The sequence below is a fragment of the Martinezella sp. CNPSo 3890 genome (genome assembly GCF_057784455.1).
The window spans coordinates 1-19,174 of record NZ_JBXSOR010000032.1; the positions used below are offsets into that span (position 1 = coordinate 1).

Below are 19,174 nucleotides of genomic sequence, written 5' to 3' on the forward strand. Positions count from 1 at the left end.
CTATTCCGGGGTTCGTATCCTTTCACATCAGGTCTTTTGTCAATTGTTCATTCGAGTGGCATCGTATTTCTCCTTGTGAGCGGATCCTTGGTCTGAGCCCATAGCAATTACCGGCCCGGTTCTCGGGCCTATACAACCTCACATTGGGTCGCCGCTCTCAGCGGCTGCACCATTTTCCCGCATTCGACGGGCACGGGCTCAGGAGAACGGGACCAAACTCAAGATCGGCGTTTAAAGGCCAAAAGGATTCCCGGTCCGTTCACCTGGATCCGTCAGGACTGATCAGGTCCTGAGGATTCGAATTTTCGGTTCACAGGGACTTCCGGCTTTCAGGCGGGTTTCATGATCGCACTTTCGATCACGACACCGGAGCTCACATACTTCCAGAGAGCCACGAGCAGCTTACGCGCGAGCGCCACGATCATCGGCGTCTTTAAGCGGCCGGCGTTGCGAGCAATGCGCTCTTTGAACCATAACGTTAATTTCGATTTCGGTTGATGCCGCAACCATAGCCAGGCGAGTTCGACTATGGTGGCTCGCAAACGTGGATTTCCTGCTTTGGAGACGCCCTGTTCGCGGTTGATGTTACCGCTTTGCCAAGGGGAAGGGGCAAGGCCTGTGTACGATGCGACTTGGCGTCGGTTGTCGAAGTGTCGGAACAGGCCTTCGGTGTAAAGGATCGTAGCAAATTCCGGCCCTATTCCTTTGATGCCCAAAAGAGCGGCCGCTTCCTTCGGTGTCTCCGACGCCTCGCGGACGATCAAGGCATCTCGCTCTGCTTCTACAGCCTTGATTTGCGTGAGCAACAATTCGAGGCGATCGAGTTCTCTGCAGACCTCGGCCTTCAGGTGTTTCGATAGCGGACGCCCATCGCCAGGTCGAAGCTCATCCAGACGCTGGCGACGATCTCGATTGACAGGTTCGTACTCCCGTATTCCTTGCGCGAAGAGAAGTCCCTTTATCCGATTAACGTGGAAGACGCGCTCCGCAGTCAGAGTTTTCCGCTCCCGCCCAATCCGTCGGTTGTCGTCTTCCTCGGGTGTGAGAAGCCTGACCATTGAGCACGCACGAGGCTCGCCGCGTTTCCATGCCATCAAAGCGCGGATCAGCGTCTCACCGTCGATGCGGTCGGTCTTTGCCCGGTGATGCCGGCGCGGCATGGCAATCGAGGCGGCTTCCACAATGTGGCTCTCTATCCAAGCTTCCTTGCTCAGCACTCGTCCCAACCAGAAGCCATCCAGCCCGACCTCTTGGATCACAACCAATGGGTACAATGTGTTCTTTCGCCGTTTGACCTTCTGGCGAAGGGCGGCAAAACACGAGAACAGGCCAGCGACGTCGCCTCCGGTGATGGTGTGTCGGGACATCTTTTCGCTGCCAGGTGACAGAGCTGTCACCAGCCATGTCGACTTGCTTAATTTCAACGAGACGAAAATTGCGCCAAGATCGACGAGAGTAGTGGTCTGCGCTTGAGATTGATCTGCTGTCATCGGCATGGTTGGCCTCCAGAGAGTTTTCTAGCGACCTCACTTTGCCACCGTGCAGGCCGCTACTCATCCTGATGGGATCTCAAGAGCGGGACATTTGAAGCTCTGGTTGTCGGTGAGAACTACAACAGAGGAGCAGTATTGTGGGCAGTGCTTTCCAAATTGTCTGCGAGAAAACGGCCGAGGAACTTCGCTTCATCAGACAAACTCGCCCGACCTTTCACCAGGGCCAACTCGGACAGCGGTTGGGCCTCGAATCCATCCTGGGAGCCGAGTTGCCGATGTTCAGGAAGCACCGCATCGGATGGTAATAGACTGATCCCAAGACCGGACGCGACCGCTGCCTGTACACCCATCAGGCCCTGGCTAGTATAGGCGATCCGCCATCGGCGGCCGCTTTGCTCGATCGCGCGGATCGCACGATCCCGGTAGATGCACCCGACCGGAAACACCGCAAGCGGCACGGGGTCTGTTTCAACGGAACCGGTGGCACATTGCACCCAAACCAGCTTTTCCTTCCAGCTGGCGAGACTTGGTCCATTGCCGGGTTCTCGTTTGATCAAAGCGAGGTCAATTTCGCCTGCGTCCAGTTGACGTCTAAGCTCCGTGCTCCAACCGCTGACAGTGTCGAGCCTGATCTGGGGCGATGCGGCAGAAAACCCTGACAGGAGGTCGATAAGGCGTCGCCCGGCAAAGTCCTCTGGAACCCCAAGGCGAACTGTTCGAGGTGCAGAGGGTTTCTGCATCACTTCAATGGCTTCCTCTGCCGTAGCAAGTATCCTGCGGGCATAGCTCAGCAGGATCTCCCCAGCTTCAGTCGTCTCGACGGTTCCAGACGATTTGCTCCGGCGCAGTAGGCTAGAGCCGAAGGTCAGCTCAAGTTTCTTGATCTGCTGGCTCACCGTCGATTGTGTCAGGTGTATCCGTTCGGCCGCCTTGGTGAAGCCGCCGCAATCGATGACAGCAGCAAAGGTTTTCAGAAGGTCCAGATCAAAGCCATAGCTCATTTGATTTTCCGATTGATGGCATGGAGAGATTTAATTTTTCAATGGGTGTTCTGTTTGTCAATGTGGGGAAGCACAGGAGATAAGACATGGCATTGCTTGGCCCCAAACCAACATGGATAACCTTTGACTGCTACGGCACCCTCATTCAGTGGGACGAAGGGCTGCTGGCGGCGATGGACAGGATACTGTCCGCAAAAGCTGGAAATATTGATCAGAAGACCTTCATTCGGGTTTATGACCAACATGAACATGCATTGGAAGCAGAGCGCCCCCACCGAACGTTTGCCAAGGTCAGCGCCCTTGCTCTGGAACAGGCCATGGTGGAATTTGGCCTTCCGTTTGCCCCTGCGGATGCCGAAATCCTGACCTCCTCCATCGGCAGGATGGCGCCGTTTCCGGAGGTCGTGGCAACGCTGGAAAGATTGAAGGCGGCCGGTTTTCGCCTCGCAATCATCTCCAATACTGATGACGCCATTATAGCCGGAAATGTCGCTCAGCTGGGCGGTTCAATCGACCGCGTGATCACGGCTGAGCAGGCCGGCGCCTACAAACCTTCCAGCCAGATTTTTCATTACGCTTGGAAAAGCCTTGGCATTGGAATGGAGGACCTAGTGCATATCTGTGCCAGCCCGCATCTTGATCTCGCCGCAGCGCGTGACCTTGGATTTCGCACCGTTTGGGTTGACCGTGGCACAGGCCGCAAGCCACTGTCTGATTATCAACCCAACACAATCGTCCGGACGCTCGACAAGGTGCCTGCTATCCTCGCCGCAGCAGGCTGGATGTAATCCCAAGGAGAGGCAAGCATGGCGCACGAGCTGACGATCTCGAGGACAAACAGTAATCACCGTCACAATCTCCCGCTTGATGGCGAGGAGATCTGGCAGGCCAGGATCGATCTTGCTGCCTGCCTTCGCATGGCTGCTCGCTTGGGTCTTGAAGAGGGGATCTGCAATCATTTCTCGGCCGTTGTGCCCGGCCATTCCGATCTCTTCATCGTCAACCGTCTTGGCTGGGCCTTCCAGGAGGCAACGGCTTCATCGCTGCTGATCTGTGATTTTGAAGGGAATGTCGTTGTCGGAGATGGTGTCCCGGAGGCAACCGCCTTCTTTATCCATGCACGTCTGCACAAGATGGCGCCAAGGGTGGGAGCGGCATTTCATACCCATATGCCGCATGCCACGGCGCTCAGCATGATCGAAGGGGAACCACTGGTCTGGGCAGGGCAGACGGCGCTCAAGTTTTATGGTCGTGTCGCGGTTGACGAAAACTACAACGGTCTCGCGCTGGACGAAAGCGAGGGTGACAGAATTGCATCCGTTCTTGGTGAAAAGGATATTCTGTTCATGAAGAACCATGGTGTCATGGTCTGTGCACCCAACATCGCCGAAGCATGGGACGATCTCTACTATCTCGAACGTGCGTCCGAGGTTCAGTTGAAAGCGATGAGTTCGGGCCGTAAATTGCTGCCCGTCTCGCCGCAAATTGCGGCACAAGCCGCTAAGCAGATGCGGCAAGGTGATCCGGAAAGCGCCAGGATGCATCTGGCCAGCGTTCGACGCGTCCTCGACCGGCAGGACCCGGGCTATCGAGAATGATCGGGGGGAGAAAGGCGAAGCTTTCGCAAGCACGCTTTTCTCCCGCTTCTCTGGGTCAGGGCGTGCCATTCAGCAGGGGTGAATCACGCAATGTCAGCACCATATATTCGATGAAGGCACGGACGCGGTGGGGCAGGGGGCCGCCACCGACATAAATGGCGTGGACCAATTCCAGGTCGCCCGGGTTGTGATTTTCCAGCAATGGGATCAGCCGTCCTGCCGCAATCTCATCTGCCACGTGAAACAACCCCACTCGGGCGATACCGGCGCCAGCCAACGCCATCTGCTTCATCGTCTCGCCGTTGTTCACGACGATCGTGCCTTGGACCGGCTGTGAAATATCCCGACCGTCGAGGCGAAATGGCCAGGAGGGCCTTGCTCGGCGGAAATTAAATGTCAGGCAATCGTGATGCTCGAGATCCGCCGGAGCTGCCGGCACTCCGCTGCGCGCGAGGTAGGCGGGGGCGGCACAAACCACGCGGCGGCTCTGTCCGAGCTTGCGCGCGATGAGCCCGCTATCCGGCAGATTACCCATGCGAATGGCGACGTCGGTCTTTTCCGCCACAAGATCCACAATCCCGTCGGTGAATGATAGATCGACGACGAGACCGGGATTGCGCGCGATGAAGTCCGGAATAGCGGGAGCGACGAACATCGTGCCGAACGGTATTGTCGTATTGATCCGCAACCGCCCGCGGACCGCGCCACCTGCTACCTCTTGATCTGCGTCGTTCAACTCCTGCAGAATCCGCAGCGCTGCGTGGTGATAAGCCTCGCCCTCTTCCGTCAGTGTCAAGGCGCGGGTGGTTCGCACCAGCAGCCGTGCACCAAGTCGTGCTTCTAGGCGAGCGATCAACTTACTAACCGCCGATGGGGTCAGGTCGAGATTGCGGGCGGCGGCGGAGAAGCCTCCATGCTGAACAACGCGGACAAACACTTCCAGCTCTCCGGAGCGTTCCATGAGAATGCGTGGCATTGATGATCCTCATTCACAGGTGCATGTCTTTTGTGGGCAATAGTGCGGATTGATCTCAAACCATAGATTCGTTCCAGCAACAATCTGGAGAAACGATATGGATCTGCAACTGAAGGGAAAGACCGCCCTTGTAACCGGCGCGACCGCTGGCATCGGCCTGGAGATCGCCCGCGCGCTTGCGACCGAGGGCGCGCGTGTTGTCATCACAGGACGAGACCGTGTCAAGCTCGACAGCGCGATCGCTACCATCAAGGCCTCCGGCGGATCGGGGATCTCCGGCATCCTGGCGGACGCGGCCAGCGCCGATGGTGCTGCAACCATTGTTAGCGTGGAGCCGTCAGTCGACATCCTCGTCAACAATCTCGGCATCTACGAAAGCAAGGCCTTCGGAGATATCACCGACGCCGATTGGAGCCATCTGTTTGACGTCAACCTCATGAGTGGCGTCCGGCTGTCACGCGCATTTCTACCCGGTATGCTGGATCGCAACTGGGGCCGCATCGTCTTCATCTCGAGCGAGTCCGGGCTCGCCATTCCTCAGGATATGATTCACTACGCGACGACGAAAACAGCACAGCTTTCGGTTTCGCGCGGACTGGCGCAGATGACTCGCGGCACTAACGTTACAGTCAATTCCGTGTTGCCTGGACCGACCCGTTCGGAAGGGATCGAGGCTTTCCTGCGCAGTCAAGCAAGCGATCCGTCCGCACCGATCAAGCAGATCGAGGCCGAATTCTTCGCCACAGCTCGCTCGGCATCAATCCTCCAGCGCATGGTGGAAGCGGAAGAAGTAGCCAACCTCGTCGCCTATCTCGCCAGCCCCCGCTCATCGGCCACCAATGGTGCCGCCCTTCGTGCTGACGGCGGCCTCGTCAATACTATCGCCTGAAAAGGATCTTGCTATGTCAAACACACCCCTGACGATCATAGCAATCACGACTGCAAAACCTGGAACGGAGACGGCCCTCGGCGCCGCCCAGGCAAAGCTGGTCGCTGAGACCTTGGTCGAAGACGGCTGTCTTCGGTATGAACTGCATCAGTCGCTGGATGATGGACGCGTCCGCATCTTCGTTGAAACCTGGGCAAGCGAGACACAGTGGCGTGCCCATATGCAGGGCGCTGCCATGCGGCGGTTTCAGGCTAGCGGGGTAGGAGACTATTTCGCCGATTTCGCTCTGCACCGCCTGACCAAGGTTGCAGGCTGATCATTGCCTGTCCTCCCCCCTCTCCCGATTTTATCCTCGGAAATAGTCGAATGAAAATACTGTACAAACTCGCTTTCGTGCTTGCACTTGGTGCCAGCACCATGAGCGCCCATGCCGGAAACGTTCTGATCGTCCTATCCGACTCCAACCACCTTGATTTAAAAGACGGCAAGGTGTTCGAAACAGGATTTTACCTCAACGAACTGATGCAGCCCGTGAAAGCGCTGCGCGACGCGGGCCACGAGATCACCTTTGCCACCCCGAAAGGGACCGTCCCCGCCGTTGACAAAACATCTGTCGACAAGATGTATTTTGGTGGCAACGAAGCCGCGATGAAGGACAGCGAGAAGCAGCTGGCAGAGATTGGCCTGTTATCGAGCGAAAAGTCGCCTGTGGTCAGCCTCGCACGGGTCGCGCAGATAGGCTATGATCATTTCGATGCCGTCTATGTGCCGGGCGGTCATGCTCCCATGCAGGATCTTCTGGTGAGTTCGGAACTCGGCAAGCTGCTGACCTACTTCCACGAGACCGGAAGGCCGACCGCCTTGGACTGCCATGGTCCTATCGCTCTGCTCTCAACGCTGCCCGACGCACAAGCGTTTGTCAGGCAGTTCGAGGCAAGCGAAACTGCAAAGCGGCAGACGAACTGGACCTATGCTGGCTACAGGTTTACCGTCTTCAGCAACCAGGAGGAAGAAATGGCCAAAGGCCCGCTGGGCGGCGGTGCGATGAAGTTCTATCCGCAAGATGCGCTCACCCAAGCTGGCGGACTGTTCAGCCAGGCTGACACAGCGTTCTCACCTCATGTTGTGTCAGATCGCGAGCTGATCACCGGGCAGAACCCTGCATCAGCTTTGGCCGTAGCCCACGAGCTCTTGGTTCGGCTGAAGTAAATTGGGCATCGCTGCGTCCGTCGGCGATTTCCGCGGAGCATTTCCAATCGGCCAGCCGCTCTCGCGCGCGCGGGCGGCCTTCCGCTTCAGGTGGCAATATCCGCACCCTAATGTCGCATGTCCAGCAATCGGCTACTCTCCGTCTGTATCAAGTTCACCTGCCCGTTTGCAGCAGGACGGGCCGCCAGTTCGATCCTCTTCAAGAACTTAGATGAGGTAAATGCCGCGAAATTGGATGCGCGAAATGCGTAACGACAACATCTTTACGGCTCTTGTAAAGATGTTGTCGTTACGCTATAGGAGTGCAAACAGGAGTTTGCAATGTCGACCTCACACACGAGCAAAAGCCCGGACGCGAGCGTGCCACTGAATATGCGCATCAAGCCCGCGACCCGCAACTTGATCGATCGCGCCGCTGAGTTGCTTGGTAAGACGCGAACGGATTTCATGTTGGAAGCTTCCGAGCGCCGAGCCGAGGAAGTGCTGCTCGACCGCACTATCTTTACGGTAAGCCCGGAAATCTATGCTGAATACCTTGCCCGGCTCGATGCACCCACGCAGCCCAATGAGCGTTTAGCGCGCACCATGACGACCAAAGCGCCGTGGGATAAGGCGTGACACTCAGCCCACCGGCACCGCTCGCCGATCATCATGATCTGGCTGAGTTCAATTCCGGTGTCCTTGAACTGGACGACTGGCTGCGGCGTCGCGCCCGTTCTAATCAAACAAGCGGCGCATCGCGGACCTTCGTCGTGTGCGAGGAGAGCCGCGTCATCGCCTATTACGCGCTCGCTTCCGGCGCCGTCAAACAACCGGAAGCCCCTGGCCGTTTTCGGCGCAATATGCCTGATCCAATTCCGGTCGCTGTGCTTGGTCGCCTCGCCATTGATCAATCCTACCAAGGGCGCGGTATCGGCAGGGCATTGGTGCGCGACGCGGGCCTGCGCCTGCTCAATGCCGCGGAAGTACTTGGCATTCGAGGTATGCTCGTTCATGCGATTTCAGATGACGCACGAGCCTTCTACGAAGCCGTCGGCTTCCTGTCTTCTCCGTCCGACCCCATGATGCTGATGGTCGGATTGCATGACCTCAATAATGCACTGAACCCCTGAACGAAACTCACCATCGATTTCGGTTGCGTGCATTCCATCTCAGGCTATTTGCCATGGTTCGTTGCTCCCCAGATGACATACCCTTCCGCTAGCGTATAGCCGGTGATACCGTACAGGCACACGGCCGTATTCGACTTCGCAGCTTTCAGCGCCTGATCCACGCCTCGGATCGCCGTCGCTACGCGACTTTGACCTTCGCTGCTCAAAGACGTCGCAAACTCCGTCGCCCAATTCTTGGCATCGTTCAGTAGGACGTCGCCCACCCCGAAGGGCACTCCGCCGGCCACCCCCACTTTCGCCGCGAGCGCAAGGCCCTGGTTCCAGGACTGATGGGTCATCAGGTTTGTCATGATCTGGGCCATGTCATTGGTGGAGCTACCCATCGCCACGTTCAGAGCAACCTTGAATGCCGCCTTGCCCGCTATCTTGCTTGCCGCGTTCAGTCCCATCTTTTCGGCGACGTTACCCCATGTCTTGCTGACGGCTTCGGCCGCGAGCCCGGCCACGCCGGAGCCGATGCCGTAGAGCAGCCCGCTCCAGACGCCGGACAGAAGCGCATCGCGGAACCCTTGTCCCGAGAATTGGGCACCTGGACTAATATCATATTGCAGTCCGGCGGAGCCGACGCCGAAGGCGGTGTTCGTCACGACCTGCTGCAGGAAGTTTCCGACGGCATTGACGGTTCCCTCGATGCCGGCAGCGCCAACGCCTTCAGGCAGCGCGACCGTTGTCGATAGCTCGGTCAGCACCGCCGTCTGTGAAAGGCCTTGGGCTCCAACCGAAGCGCCGGCGGCCACGACTTCGGAGCCGCCGGTCAGCGCGCTCGATACCGAGCTGATTGCCGAACCGACGGCGTCGCCGATGGCTGCCAGCACGTCGGAAAGGCCGAATGTGAAAAAGCTAAGGGCGAAGCCGGTGACCGCGAGCGCTGCCATTCCCCCTCCGATGCCAACACGCGCCCAGGTCGAGGTGTTGCCGGTCGGGTCGATCATCATGATCGGATTGCTGCCCGCGAAGCCGTAGGGGCTTGCGCCCTGGCCCGCCACGTCGGGGGAGCAGAAGCGCCGTAAGACAGGATGGTAAAGCCTTGCGCCGAAATCGTAGAGGCCGGTTTCCGTGTCGAGTGCCTTGCCCATGAAACGGAATGGGACGATTTGCGGAAGGGAACCCGAGATGTTGAGCACCTCGCCGAAAGGCGCGTAGTCGTACTGGGCCACCAGCGCATTCTGATCGTCCACCACGGCCCAGACGGTCTGCGCGTGATCCTTCAGCGGAAAATACCACTCGTCGCTCACAACGGCCACCAGCCCCGTAGGCCCTTGGACATAGGCCGTCCATGTTCCATCGCAAAGGCTGCATAGCGGCTGGGCCGCAGCACCCCAGAGATATGCCGTGGCGGAGGATGTATTGCCGCTGACCTGCTTCAGTATCCGCTGCCCTTTGCCGCCATAGGCGAGCCGAAGCTGGGTCACGTCATCCCCCTCGGTGACCGTCAGCCCGGTCGCGAGTTTCAGGCATGGGTCATATTCAAGCGCCAGGCCCGCGGCCTGCGTCAATCGACCGTCGGCGCTGAATTGCAAGGAAATGGGATCGGCGCTTCCGATCGTCAGCGTGCTCGGCCGGTTGGAGCCCGGGGCGCAGGTAAAATCGTATTCCACGCCGTCCTGGGTCAGCTGCCAGATATTGCCGTTGGCATCGTATTGTCCGACGGCCTCGTTGCCCTGTGCGTCTCCTGTCACGGTCGCGCTCTCCAGACGCATCTGGCCGTCATAGACGTAGGCGACCTGCGTGCTATTCGAATCCGAGCCGAAGCTGTACGACAGGTCGCGGCTCTCGATCCGGCCATCGGCGTCGTAACCTAGCCCCAGAGAGAAGCAGGCATCCGTGGCGCCGCTCGGCGTCGCCGTGTACCCGGTGAGCCAGCCTGGCGAGGCATACTGATAAGCGCCGGTCAGCAACCCTTGGTTCAACGTTTCCGTCTCCACATCGCCATCCGCGTTATAGGTGTAGGCGGCGATATCCGTCGGCGTGTTCACCGAGGTGCCGATGCCGGTCACGCGGCCCCGGTCGTCGTAGCTGTAAAGGACCGCGGCCACAGGCGAACCGTCCGGATAAGTCACCTGGGTGAGCTGTTTCAGATTGTTATAGGTGTAGGACACCGTCGCGCCCGAGGTGCCAAGCATCAAGGGAAGCTGCAACGTGATGCTGGCGAGGTTTCCCTCACCGTCGTAGGTCAATGTCTCGGTCGTGGTCACGGCGTCGGCCGAAGGGATCAAGGCAGGTGCCTGGTTGACCGTCACGATCAGTATTTCCTTGCCGATCGCGTTCGGATCACTGCCATTTCCGTCATAGCCGTGGGTTCGCACGACAGTATGCGCAACGGAGTCATCCGGCCACGTGGCCTGCTCGGCAAGTGTGGCGAGTTGCGTCGCATCCCAGGCTTGCTCGACCGTCCCTTCCTCTAGCACCCGGCCGAGCGCATCGTACTTGTAGTAGGCAAACCATGCCTCGCCATCCTCGAGCGCCGTGTTTACGAAGCGGAGGCGCGACGACGGATCGTAGAGGAACTGGCTGGTGCCTGTGTCCGGATCGACGGTCTGCAAGGTGCGCCCTAGTGGGTCCTGCACCAGCGACTTCACGAAAGATGAAGGGTCCGATTGCGGCGTCTCGGTGTAGAAATTCGGCTGGCGGGTCTGCAGGGTGGCCGCTGCTGCCCCCGCGGCATCGGCGAAGGTGGCGATGGCTTGCCCTTGCCCGGCGACTTCGCCGGCGATATCCGTGAGCGAAGAGGCAAGCTTGCGGCCCATCGTGTCGCGCAGGGTAATCGATTGCGTCTTCAGCGGGCTGATCAGCGTGTTGGCAACGTAGTCTCCCTGCGGCAGATCGAAGGGCGAGCTGCCGTTTGGTCCGTAAAGAAACTGCGTTGTCTGGCGATCGGCCGGTGCCGTGCTGTCGACGTCGTGGATCGCGTAGGCCTTGCCGGGTTGCCCTTGCTCCAGGCGTCGCTTTCGGGGCGAGGCTTCGAGCAAGTAGCCGAAATATGGGTAGCCCTCGTCGTCTGAGCGAGGCACCGTCCCGTCGGACTGGCCTGCATAGTAGTCGGCCAAGTCCCCGGTCATCTCCCAGCTTCCATTCATCGTGGCAAGGAAGCCCGCTACATCGACGAAGTCCGGGTGATAGCTTAGTAGCGGCAGCGCCGCGTCCGCACCGAAGCTGGCCGGGGCCATGCGGGTGACCGCCACGGTTCGGCCGAGCGGATCGTGAATGGTGGCGGAGATCACCGCATCCTGACCCAGAAGCTGTTGCTTCTGACGATCTTGGCCGGAGGCGTCGGTGTAGGAGAGCGATACCCGTGGCGCCGCGACCATTGCCAGGTTGCGGAAGGAGAGGAGGTTCGGACCGGTGGAGATCGCGATCGGATCCAGGCTGTCGAGAGGAACGCTGGCACTGAACAGGAGTTGGCCATCGCCGAAGAACAGCACGAGGCCGTCACCAAAGACCGTGAGCCACTCCGTCGCCATCTGCGGCGGGTTGGTCAACGGCGTCTGAACCGTGTTGCCGCTCGGATCGGTGAAGCTGTAGCCGGCATCCTGATCGAAGGCGATCTGATAGCCCTGGGCAAAGGAAACGGCCAATGGACCGGCCAGTGTCGCAGGCGGAAGCACCTCGAAATAAAGGGCCGCGGTGGTGGGTGAAGAGCCCTGCCAGATCAGCGTATCGTCCACGCTCGCCTTGTGCGACAGCGCGCCGCTGGAGACGCTCCAGTTCGTTGATGTGGCGCTGGCTTGCCAGCGATTCTGCCACTCATCGCCCGTGCAGAAGGTCTCCAGGGTGCCGCCATCGGTGGGTTCCAGCGACAGATTGGCGTTGGGGTTGCCAGCGTCGAACGCATCGGTCGTGTTGCCCGCGCGCGACAGGGAGACCTGGACGAGTTCCTTGACTTGCTCCTGAGGGCCTACCTTGGCTACCAGCCGCTGGAAGCTATCGTAGATGCACCGCATCGTATGCCCTGCCGAGTCGACCATCGCCGTGACTTGGTGGGTTGCGGCATCATAGGCCCGCACGGAGACCTTGCTTACCATCGGCGTTATCAGCACGTCGTCGACAAGCACCGCATCCTCTGCGGTGTTGGTGGCTTGGACGATCAGCTCGATCGAGGCCTGGCCGGCGATAAGCGGGACGCCGAGCGTCCGGTATGTCCACACGCCGCCGGTGTCGTCGAATGCAGCGCCGAGCGCCTCCGTCACCTGACCATCGACCATGACGACCACGGTGAAGCCGCTGCCGGTGCCCGGCGAGAAACCGGCCGGCGTCTTATACCAGAAGCCGAGCAGGTAGAGCTGGGAGAGGTTCGCGGGTGTCACCGCGGTGGCAAGCATGGCGGTCCCGCCGCCCGGCAGGCTGAGGCTGTTCGTTCCGCTATGCGCGTCGCCCGTGACGAGCTGCGTGCCCTGCAGGGTCCACGCCGCGTTGCTCTCATAAGGCTCGAAACCGAGATAGGCACATTCCCCACGCGAGAGCGAGGCATTGGTGATGCGCGCGATCGGAAGCTCCGGCGCGGTGCCGTAGAGCGTCGATTGAATGACGCCGCAGGCATCCGCCATCTCGGTAAGCTGGCCCGAGGTGGTGCGCCCTTGGATGAGCGAGTTGCGAAGCCATCCGTCCGGGACAGAGCCAGGATTGTAGGAGGAGAACGGAAAAGCGATCGCCGCCGTACCCGTCCAGGCAAAGGTTGCCTCCCTTGCCGGGACGAGCACATCCTGCCCATAGCTGCTGGGGAAGCCGGCATAGGTCATGGCGGTTGCCTTGATCGGCACCGCGGCGGCATTGCCCGAGGCCCAGCTGGTCGTAGATTGCGCCACCTTGGTCAGCATGTGCTGCGCAAGCAGCGTCGCGTCGATCTCATATCCGTAGGTCGTGGTGGTGGTGAAGGTTTCCTGTGCGCCGCTGCCGCCATAGACGAGCGTCTGTGTCGATACTGGCTGACCGGAGAAGGGCGCGGCGAGACCGTCGGGGACGTAGCCTGTCGTCTGCGTGCTGGCGACGCCATCCTCCATCTTGATCTGCTGGATCTGAAGAACGTAGGCGCCCTTCAGGTTCAGTAGCGGCGCTTCTGGGTCGGAGGGGTCGGAGGCACGAGTTGTGTAAGCCTGCCATGTATTCTCGGTCTGGGCCAGCAAGTTGCCCTGGCTGTCGAGCGTCTCCGCGCTTTGCAGCAAGCCGTCGAGCATGTTGTAGTAGTCTGCGCCGGTAGCAACGGCGAGGCCGTTGAGATATCGTGTTACCTTGGAGCCATAGGTCGGTTGCGAAGCATCTGCGGTGCCGGGGTAGGTCGTGACCTCATAATACTTGACCACGAGCCCTGTCGGATCGCAGGCAGCCTGATCGGGATCGGGAAAATAGGTCGTCGCGGCAGTCGCCCCGAAACCGTCGGTGATGGAGATGCCGGTGACCGCGTAATGGGTCAGTGCTCCGTCGATGGCGTCGCCGGCATAGCGGTGCAGGAGGATCGCCGAGGCGTGGTCGAAATCCGAATCCGTGCTCGGATATGCGGCAAACGCTTCCGGTCCGCCCGGTGTCTGTCCGGGCGTGGTGGGGACGCTTTCGGCAGGCGTGTAGATGCGCTCCGACGAGAGTGTCTGGGCCGCACCGTAGACGCCGCCATTCTTGAGTACCAGCACCGCGGCCTGATCGTTTGTCGAATCTGCGATGTCATAGACGTAATACCCAAGGAAGGTCGGCCCCTCGTTGATGACGGACTCGGCATTCAGCACATAGCCATCGGCGGAGCCGAGCGCCTGGTTCACCAGCTGCTGAAGGTCAGCATTCGGAGACTGGGTCAGCACGTCATCCCAATCCGTGGCTGTTCCACGGAAATAGAGATATTGGCCGATGTTCATGAAGTCTTCGCCACCGGCGGACGGCCAATTGGCCGTCGCCGAATAGCCGGGTGGGTTTGAGAGCCCCTGCGCTGGCGTCACCGGGCTTCGCGTCCACGACGAGGAGTCCGCGTCGGGATCGAAGGACAGGACCTTTGCCGTGGTGGTTCCGACACCGCCGTCTGGCACTATGATCTGGATCGCGTAGTCCGGACCGTAGGCATAGCGCTGCTGCGATCCCGACGGCAGGCTTGCGGGCACGAGCTGCGAATTCTCAAGCCAGGTCTGGCCGTTGTAGCGCAGCACATGTGCGGCCACCGCGACCATCGTGTTGCCGATAATGGTCGGAATATAGGGCGTCTTGTAACTTCCGCTCGCTTCCAGGCGGTCGTTGAAGGTGAAGCTCGTCACGGTCGAGGGGAATGCGTAAGCCGCGTCCCATTGAAGAAAGGTGAGTTCGTAGCCGCGCGACTGGGAGTTGTCGGTCTGCAGGTTGCTCATCACCACGAAGGAGGCGGACGGCACCAGCGTCACCCGGTCGTAGTATACGAAGCTGAAATCGGGCAGCGTCAGGATCGCCGGTTGGCTCCAGACGAGACCGGGTGACAGGAAGGACAATTCCGCCTTTCCCGTCTCGTCCAGGATCAGCTGATACTCGTTCATCGCCGTCGCCCATGCATATTGCGACAGCGTGAAGGATTCGAGCGTCCAGCTCGCACTGGTCCAGCGCCAGGTGAGCCGGTCGTAGCCGTAGGACGAATGATCGGGGTCCATGCAGATGACGAGCAGGAAGGTGTTGCCCCCGACGACATCCACTGTTCCACCCGAAGGCGCGTAGCTTCGCGTCGGCTGGTTGGGCGCTGTTGTGGTACCGTCGACCGTGGCCGGCACCCATTGACCTGGCCTGGCTACGTCCTTCTGGAAGACGTAAAGATCGGTCTCGCTACTGCTCGTGAAGGAGAGTGCGAAGAAATTTTCGCTGGCGACGACGTTAAGCGTCGTCAGGTCGAGGCCGTCGACACTGCTGAAGAGAACAGTATCATCGGTGAGCGACCATTCGATCCACCGTCCAAGCCACGTGTAGACCTGCAATGAAAGCTTGCCCTGGCTCGTATTGTACCAGGTGGTGACGACATAATCGGAGCCGAAGAAGGCCCGTGGTTCCGCACCCTGTAAATCGTCCGAAGGCGGTCCGACGCTTACCGTCCGCTCGCAGACTGCGAGCTGCTGCTGCGTATAGGTATAGGTGGCGACGGCGCCTTGCGGATAGGTGATGGATTTCAGAGCACCCGGGCTCGATCCCGACAGCGAGGTATCGAAATAGTAGTCGAAGATGAGCCCGGGCAGGGCCTCTCCCGAAGCATTCTGGAAGGTGACGCCGGTGAGGAATCGCTTGCAGGTGTCGCCGTACAGTGCGCCGGCATAGGAAGTTACGTTGGCGACGGGGCTATCATCCCCGCCGGCAGGCTGGGTCGGCAGATAGGCGAGCGCCAGGCTGAACATCGACGCACCGGTGACGTCCTGCACGGCGATGCCTTCGAGGAATTTCGTTTCGTACCGATCCTGATATGCGTTCGCCGTCATGTCCGGCTTGAGCTTGTGCGGATCGGCATATTCCCGCGCGCTCTCGGGCGTGGAATCGTCCCACAACTTATCACCATACTGGAAGACGGCCTTGCGGTCGAACACGTCGGTGATGCTGGTGAGGTAGCAGGCCTTGGTGTAGGGCAGGCCGCCGGCGCCTACGGGTTGCTCCACGTCCGGGATCAGCCCCGTGGACGGATCCCGCACCCATTCATTATAGCCATATGCGATCGAATCGCCCCAGAGAACCGAGCATACGGCTAGATGCCAGACCCGCGCATATTGGCACTGGCCGGATGTCACGTCGCTCGCACCTTCCCATATGGCCGAGGCTGCTCCGCCATCAAGGGACCAGCGTACGCCCCACTCGATGCTGTTACCGACTGAAGTCGCGTAACCCTGTGCCGTTGGCGCTTCGAGCCCCCCGAAGGACATTCGGTGGCCGTCTTCGTTGACGACGACCCATCGTTCGTAAGGTGGATAGTAGAGGATCTTGCGGAATGCGTAGTTGACCAGCTGGTACGCCTCGCCTCCGTCTAGGACCTGAAGCTGGGTGTCGACAAGCGCGAGGTCAAAGAGCTGCTGGTTGTCGTCATCGGACAGGGTCCATGCCGTCGAGGAGGTGGCGGAGACCATCGTCACCAACGACAGGTTGAAGCCGCGACGGACAAATTCGGCGCGGAGGGCGGCCGGCACGGGCTGGCCGTCCTCAAGATCATTGGTGAGCGACCCGTCCACCGCGAAAAGGTTCGAGGTTTCCGGTTCTCGCGCAAGCGGCGTGGGAATTCCCCCGCTCACATAAGTGTATTGCCGTGTGCCTGGCGTTGGGGCGCCGCCATCATCGAGCTCGATCAATGTCGCAGGCAGGGTCCAGCCCAGTCCGGCTATGCTCGTGGGCGCATCCCGGTTCCATGTCATCGCGTCGCGATAGACGTTGCTCTGGTAGAGCAACGACACCGATATATCCAGCCCGTCACCACTCAGTCGACCAGGCATCGCCAGCAATGCCTGCGTTAGATTAATGTCGCCGCGGAACTGGTTGACATTGCTGTCAAGCGACGCAACAGCGCTGGTATCGAACTGGAAGGTACGGATCGGCGGAAGTTGAGAGGTGGAGTCTGACATGGGAAGGTCCCCAGCAAGGATGGGTTGCTATTCGGACTGGTCGAGGATGCCAACCGCGATGACGCTAGCGCTGCTCAGCGCCATGTCCTGCGTGTCGCCATCGTCGTTGCTCATCCAGGCCCAGACGCCCGAGCTCACGACCCTGGAGCCCGTATCGTCACTCTGGCAGACCCAGGTATTCGGGCCAGCACCAATATCGCTGATCTCGTGATCATCATTGTCCGGGAACTGTACCTGGAAGCCGGTCAGGAGCACGAAGGCATCGGATAGTTTCACCGATCCCATCGGGATCGTCTGCTGGCCGGCGTCTTGCGCGGTGTAGGGCACTACGATGAAGGAGGGCATTTTGTCGGAGCTTGCGACCAGGAACCCCGTTCCCGTCGGGTTCTGCGCCGTGTTGCCCGAATCGTCCGACATATTCGCAGTGACCGTGATGTATCCGTCGGAACCGTTGGCCGTGCTTCCGACCGAAGCATTGACATTCAGGACATGATGATCGGTCTGCGGATAGGCAAGATAAAAGCCGCTCATGCAGGCCTGCAGTATGGAATGGAACGAGTCCGGCAGACTGATCGGCGGACTTTCGTTGTTGGATCCGCTCGCCACGGAGAACGGAGCGGAAAGCAGGTTGGTGGTGGTGGTTGCGCCCGTCCACGCGACGACCACGACGGTCACATAGGATTTGCTGAGGTCGACCGTGTTGCCGCTTGCGTCGCTCAATACGCCGTTCACAGCGACGGAGACCTGTGTGGGTGCTACCTGATTCGACGTGAGGGCGAGGCTGATCTGCTGGACGTGATGATCTTCGCTGAAAGCGAAGTAGAAGGACGAGATGCCGACCGCGAACTGGCTGATCGTGTCAGGGAAAGTGAAAGTATGGTTCTGGATAGGGCTGAGACTCATGGTTTGATAGGTCAGGGGCATCGCTGAAATCCTCGTTTTGGAATGGATGGAAGGGGCCAGCCGGCGAGCTGGCGCGGCTTTATTCCTGCGGGTCTGACTGGCTGCAGCGGTTGGCGCACCGTGTGGTGCGGTTCGGTTCGTCTGGCGCGTTTGCGCCATTCATGAAACGTGGGTCATGCGGAGTTAATGCGCGTCATAGCCATTTCTCCTCGATGCCAGTGCCATTCGCGATTTGACGAATGGCTTGGGGACTTTGATCGTTTTCACGGCGCGATGCCATTACCCGAAAGGGTAAGGATCGGGCTGATGAGCGTCGCTTTGCTGAGCGCAACGGGCTGATGTGTCCCATTGGAAGACATGTTTCTCATCGGAACACGAGATGTCCGCTTTCTCGTCGATCAGTAGGGTGATATCAGAGCGGGCAGCCGAGGCAGATCTGTTTCGAGCCGAATTCGGCCTCGAGCACGATCGGGGTATTCTTATCGCCTGACTGTTTCTCGAAAGAGCGAAATCACATCAAAGCCAAGCCTATAAATGAGCTCTGATCAGCGCTGGATCGGTCTATGCTGCCTACCCCAAGCCGATGACGTTAACTTCCAAAGGGGCGGAAGCTCGGAAAATGGTGGGGTAGTATGAGCGATCACGGCGGCGGCAAGGCGCCCCTCGGCGCCAATCCTGCTATAGAGCGCTTTGACATGCGCTTTTACCGTATCGATGCCGACATCCAGAATGGTTGCGATATCCTCATTGGATTTTCCTTGAACAACCCACGATGCAACTTCAAGTTGACGCGGGCTCAACTGTGGAAACGTAATGCGCAGTCGATTGATCGGCGTGAGTTTGGCCAGTGTGCGCTCTTGCGCTTGACGATAGCTGCGAACGATATGCGGACGAAAAGCGACCAGCCGATCACGCTCGAGGTCGCTGAAAGCAGGGCGCCCGATCACTCTGAAGCCGGCGATGTCGACGACATAATCGTCATGCGCAATGATCATTTTCATGATCCGTCGCGCTCGGGATGGCAGGAAGACCTCTTTTACGATCGGAAGGTTGAGATAGGTCTCTTCATCGAAAAAATCTGATTCCCGCAGCGCCTGGTTGCCATAAAACTCTGGGGTGTTCTGCCAGAAAGGATGGCTGTGCATATGGCGGGCGTAGGCAGCCATGCCCGCTCCTCGGGCAGCGGGATCGTCCCCTACCGAAACCAGGGCCCGAAAGTCTTTGCTCTTGTGATGAAACTCCGCATACGTGACGACATCGGCATCGATCAGTCGGGCCACCGTGTCGAAGAGGATTGATGGCAAGTTCTGCAGATCTGGTTCGTGTTCGTAGAGGCGAATGGTTTCCTCCATGAGGGGTCGGTCCAAGTCATTCAGCTGCGCGATATTCATCCAATCACCTCCCA

13 protein-coding genes are annotated in these 19,174 nt (G+C 59.5%); 7 read left to right on the forward strand and 6 right to left on the reverse strand.

Annotation, left to right across the window (positions count from 1 at the left end):
• Positions 1-329: 329 nt before the first annotated feature.
• Positions 330-1,496, reverse strand: a complete 1,167-nt coding sequence (locus tag AC13RC_RS33505) for an IS110 family RNA-guided transposase (protein WP_488559731.1) — start codon at positions 1,494-1,496, stop codon at positions 330-332.
• A 113-nt stretch (positions 1,497-1,609) separates the two neighbouring features.
• A complete protein-coding gene (locus AC13RC_RS33510; RefSeq protein WP_488559732.1) occupies positions 1,610-2,494 on the reverse strand; it encodes a LysR substrate-binding domain-containing protein in 885 nt (294 codons plus the stop codon).
• An 86-nt stretch (positions 2,495-2,580) separates the two neighbouring features.
• Between AC13RC_RS33510 and AC13RC_RS33515 the strand changes: the two genes are divergently transcribed.
• A complete protein-coding gene (locus tag AC13RC_RS33515; RefSeq protein ID WP_488559733.1) occupies positions 2,581-3,282 on the forward strand; it encodes a haloacid dehalogenase type II in 702 nt (233 codons plus the stop codon).
• 18 nt (positions 3,283-3,300) lie between these two features.
• Positions 3,301-4,092, forward strand: coding sequence for an aldolase (locus AC13RC_RS33520; RefSeq protein WP_113355801.1), 792 nt, complete (start codon positions 3,301-3,303; stop codon positions 4,090-4,092).
• A 55-nt stretch (positions 4,093-4,147) separates the two neighbouring features.
• On the opposite strand, the gene AC13RC_RS33525 is transcribed toward AC13RC_RS33520, so the two are convergent.
• A complete protein-coding gene (locus AC13RC_RS33525) occupies positions 4,148-5,068 on the reverse strand; it encodes a LysR family transcriptional regulator (RefSeq protein ID WP_113388699.1) in 921 nt (306 codons plus the stop codon).
• Positions 5,069-5,165: 97 nt separating this feature from the next.
• Here AC13RC_RS33525 and AC13RC_RS33530 point away from each other — a divergent pair, with 97 nt between their 5' ends.
• From AC13RC_RS33530 to AC13RC_RS33550, 5 genes are all read left to right on the forward strand, one after another.
• Complete coding sequence (locus AC13RC_RS33530) at positions 5,166-5,957, forward strand: SDR family NAD(P)-dependent oxidoreductase (protein ID WP_488559734.1); 792 nt, start codon at positions 5,166-5,168, stop codon at positions 5,955-5,957.
• Positions 5,958-5,970: 13 nt separating this feature from the next.
• Entirely contained in the window at positions 5,971-6,273 is a 303-nt protein-coding gene (locus tag AC13RC_RS33535; RefSeq protein WP_113355798.1) for a putative quinol monooxygenase, read from the forward strand.
• Positions 6,274-6,323: 50 nt separating this feature from the next.
• The gene (locus tag AC13RC_RS33540; protein ID WP_488559735.1) at positions 6,324-7,166 is read left to right on the forward strand and encodes a type 1 glutamine amidotransferase domain-containing protein; all 843 of its coding nucleotides are present in this window, start codon (positions 6,324-6,326) and stop codon (positions 7,164-7,166) included.
• A gap of 321 nt (positions 7,167-7,487) precedes the next feature.
• On the forward strand, positions 7,488-7,784 hold the full coding sequence (locus AC13RC_RS33545; protein ID WP_113355796.1) for a type II toxin-antitoxin system TacA family antitoxin: 297 nt from the start codon (positions 7,488-7,490) through the stop codon (positions 7,782-7,784).
• The gene (locus tag AC13RC_RS33550) at positions 7,781-8,278 is read left to right on the forward strand and encodes a GNAT family N-acetyltransferase (protein WP_113355795.1); all 498 of its coding nucleotides are present in this window, start codon (positions 7,781-7,783) and stop codon (positions 8,276-8,278) included. The genes AC13RC_RS33545 and AC13RC_RS33550 overlap by 4 nt, the downstream gene beginning before the upstream one ends.
• 44 nt (positions 8,279-8,322) lie before the next feature.
• Here AC13RC_RS33550 and AC13RC_RS33555 read toward each other — a convergent pair whose 3' ends face one another.
• The 3 genes from AC13RC_RS33555 to AC13RC_RS33565 form a co-directional block, all read right to left on the reverse strand.
• Positions 8,323-16,866, reverse strand: a complete 8,544-nt coding sequence (locus AC13RC_RS33555; RefSeq protein WP_488559736.1) for an RHS repeat domain-containing protein — start codon at positions 16,864-16,866, stop codon at positions 8,323-8,325.
• A 27-nt stretch (positions 16,867-16,893) separates the two neighbouring features.
• Positions 16,894-17,790, reverse strand: a complete 897-nt coding sequence (locus AC13RC_RS33560) for a hypothetical protein (RefSeq protein ID WP_113355793.1) — start codon at positions 17,788-17,790, stop codon at positions 16,894-16,896.
• A gap of 524 nt (positions 17,791-18,314) precedes the next feature.
• The gene (locus tag AC13RC_RS33565) at positions 18,315-19,160 is read right to left on the reverse strand and encodes a helix-turn-helix domain-containing protein (RefSeq protein ID WP_113355792.1); all 846 of its coding nucleotides are present in this window, start codon (positions 19,158-19,160) and stop codon (positions 18,315-18,317) included.
• Between the last annotated feature and the right edge of the window lie 14 nt (positions 19,161-19,174).

Coding starts and splice junctions, on each gene's coding strand:
- AC13RC_RS33530 (WP_488559734.1), top strand. CDS start 5,166: ATGGATCTGCAACTGAAGGGAAAGACCGCCCTTGTAACCGGCGCGACC.
- AC13RC_RS33520 (WP_113355801.1), top strand. CDS start 3,301: ATGGCGCACGAGCTGACGATCTCGAGGACAAACAGTAATCACCGTCAC.
- AC13RC_RS33510 (WP_488559732.1), bottom strand. CDS start 2,494: ATGAGCTATGGCTTTGATCTGGACCTTCTGAAAACCTTTGCTGCTGTC.
- AC13RC_RS33545 (WP_113355796.1), top strand. CDS start 7,488: ATGTCGACCTCACACACGAGCAAAAGCCCGGACGCGAGCGTGCCACTG.
- AC13RC_RS33565 (WP_113355792.1), bottom strand. CDS start 19,160: ATGAATATCGCGCAGCTGAATGACTTGGACCGACCCCTCATGGAGGAA.
- AC13RC_RS33560 (WP_113355793.1), bottom strand. CDS start 17,790: ATGCCCCTGACCTATCAAACCATGAGTCTCAGCCCTATCCAGAACCAT.
- AC13RC_RS33515 (WP_488559733.1), top strand. CDS start 2,581: ATGGCATTGCTTGGCCCCAAACCAACATGGATAACCTTTGACTGCTAC.
- AC13RC_RS33525 (WP_113388699.1), bottom strand. CDS start 5,068: ATGCCACGCATTCTCATGGAACGCTCCGGAGAGCTGGAAGTGTTTGTC.
- AC13RC_RS33505 (WP_488559731.1), bottom strand. CDS start 1,496: ATGCCGATGACAGCAGATCAATCTCAAGCGCAGACCACTACTCTCGTC.
- AC13RC_RS33555 (WP_488559736.1), bottom strand. CDS start 16,866: ATGTCAGACTCCACCTCTCAACTTCCGCCGATCCGTACCTTCCAGTTC.
- AC13RC_RS33540 (WP_488559735.1), top strand. CDS start 6,324: ATGAAAATACTGTACAAACTCGCTTTCGTGCTTGCACTTGGTGCCAGC.
- AC13RC_RS33535 (WP_113355798.1), top strand. CDS start 5,971: ATGTCAAACACACCCCTGACGATCATAGCAATCACGACTGCAAAACCT.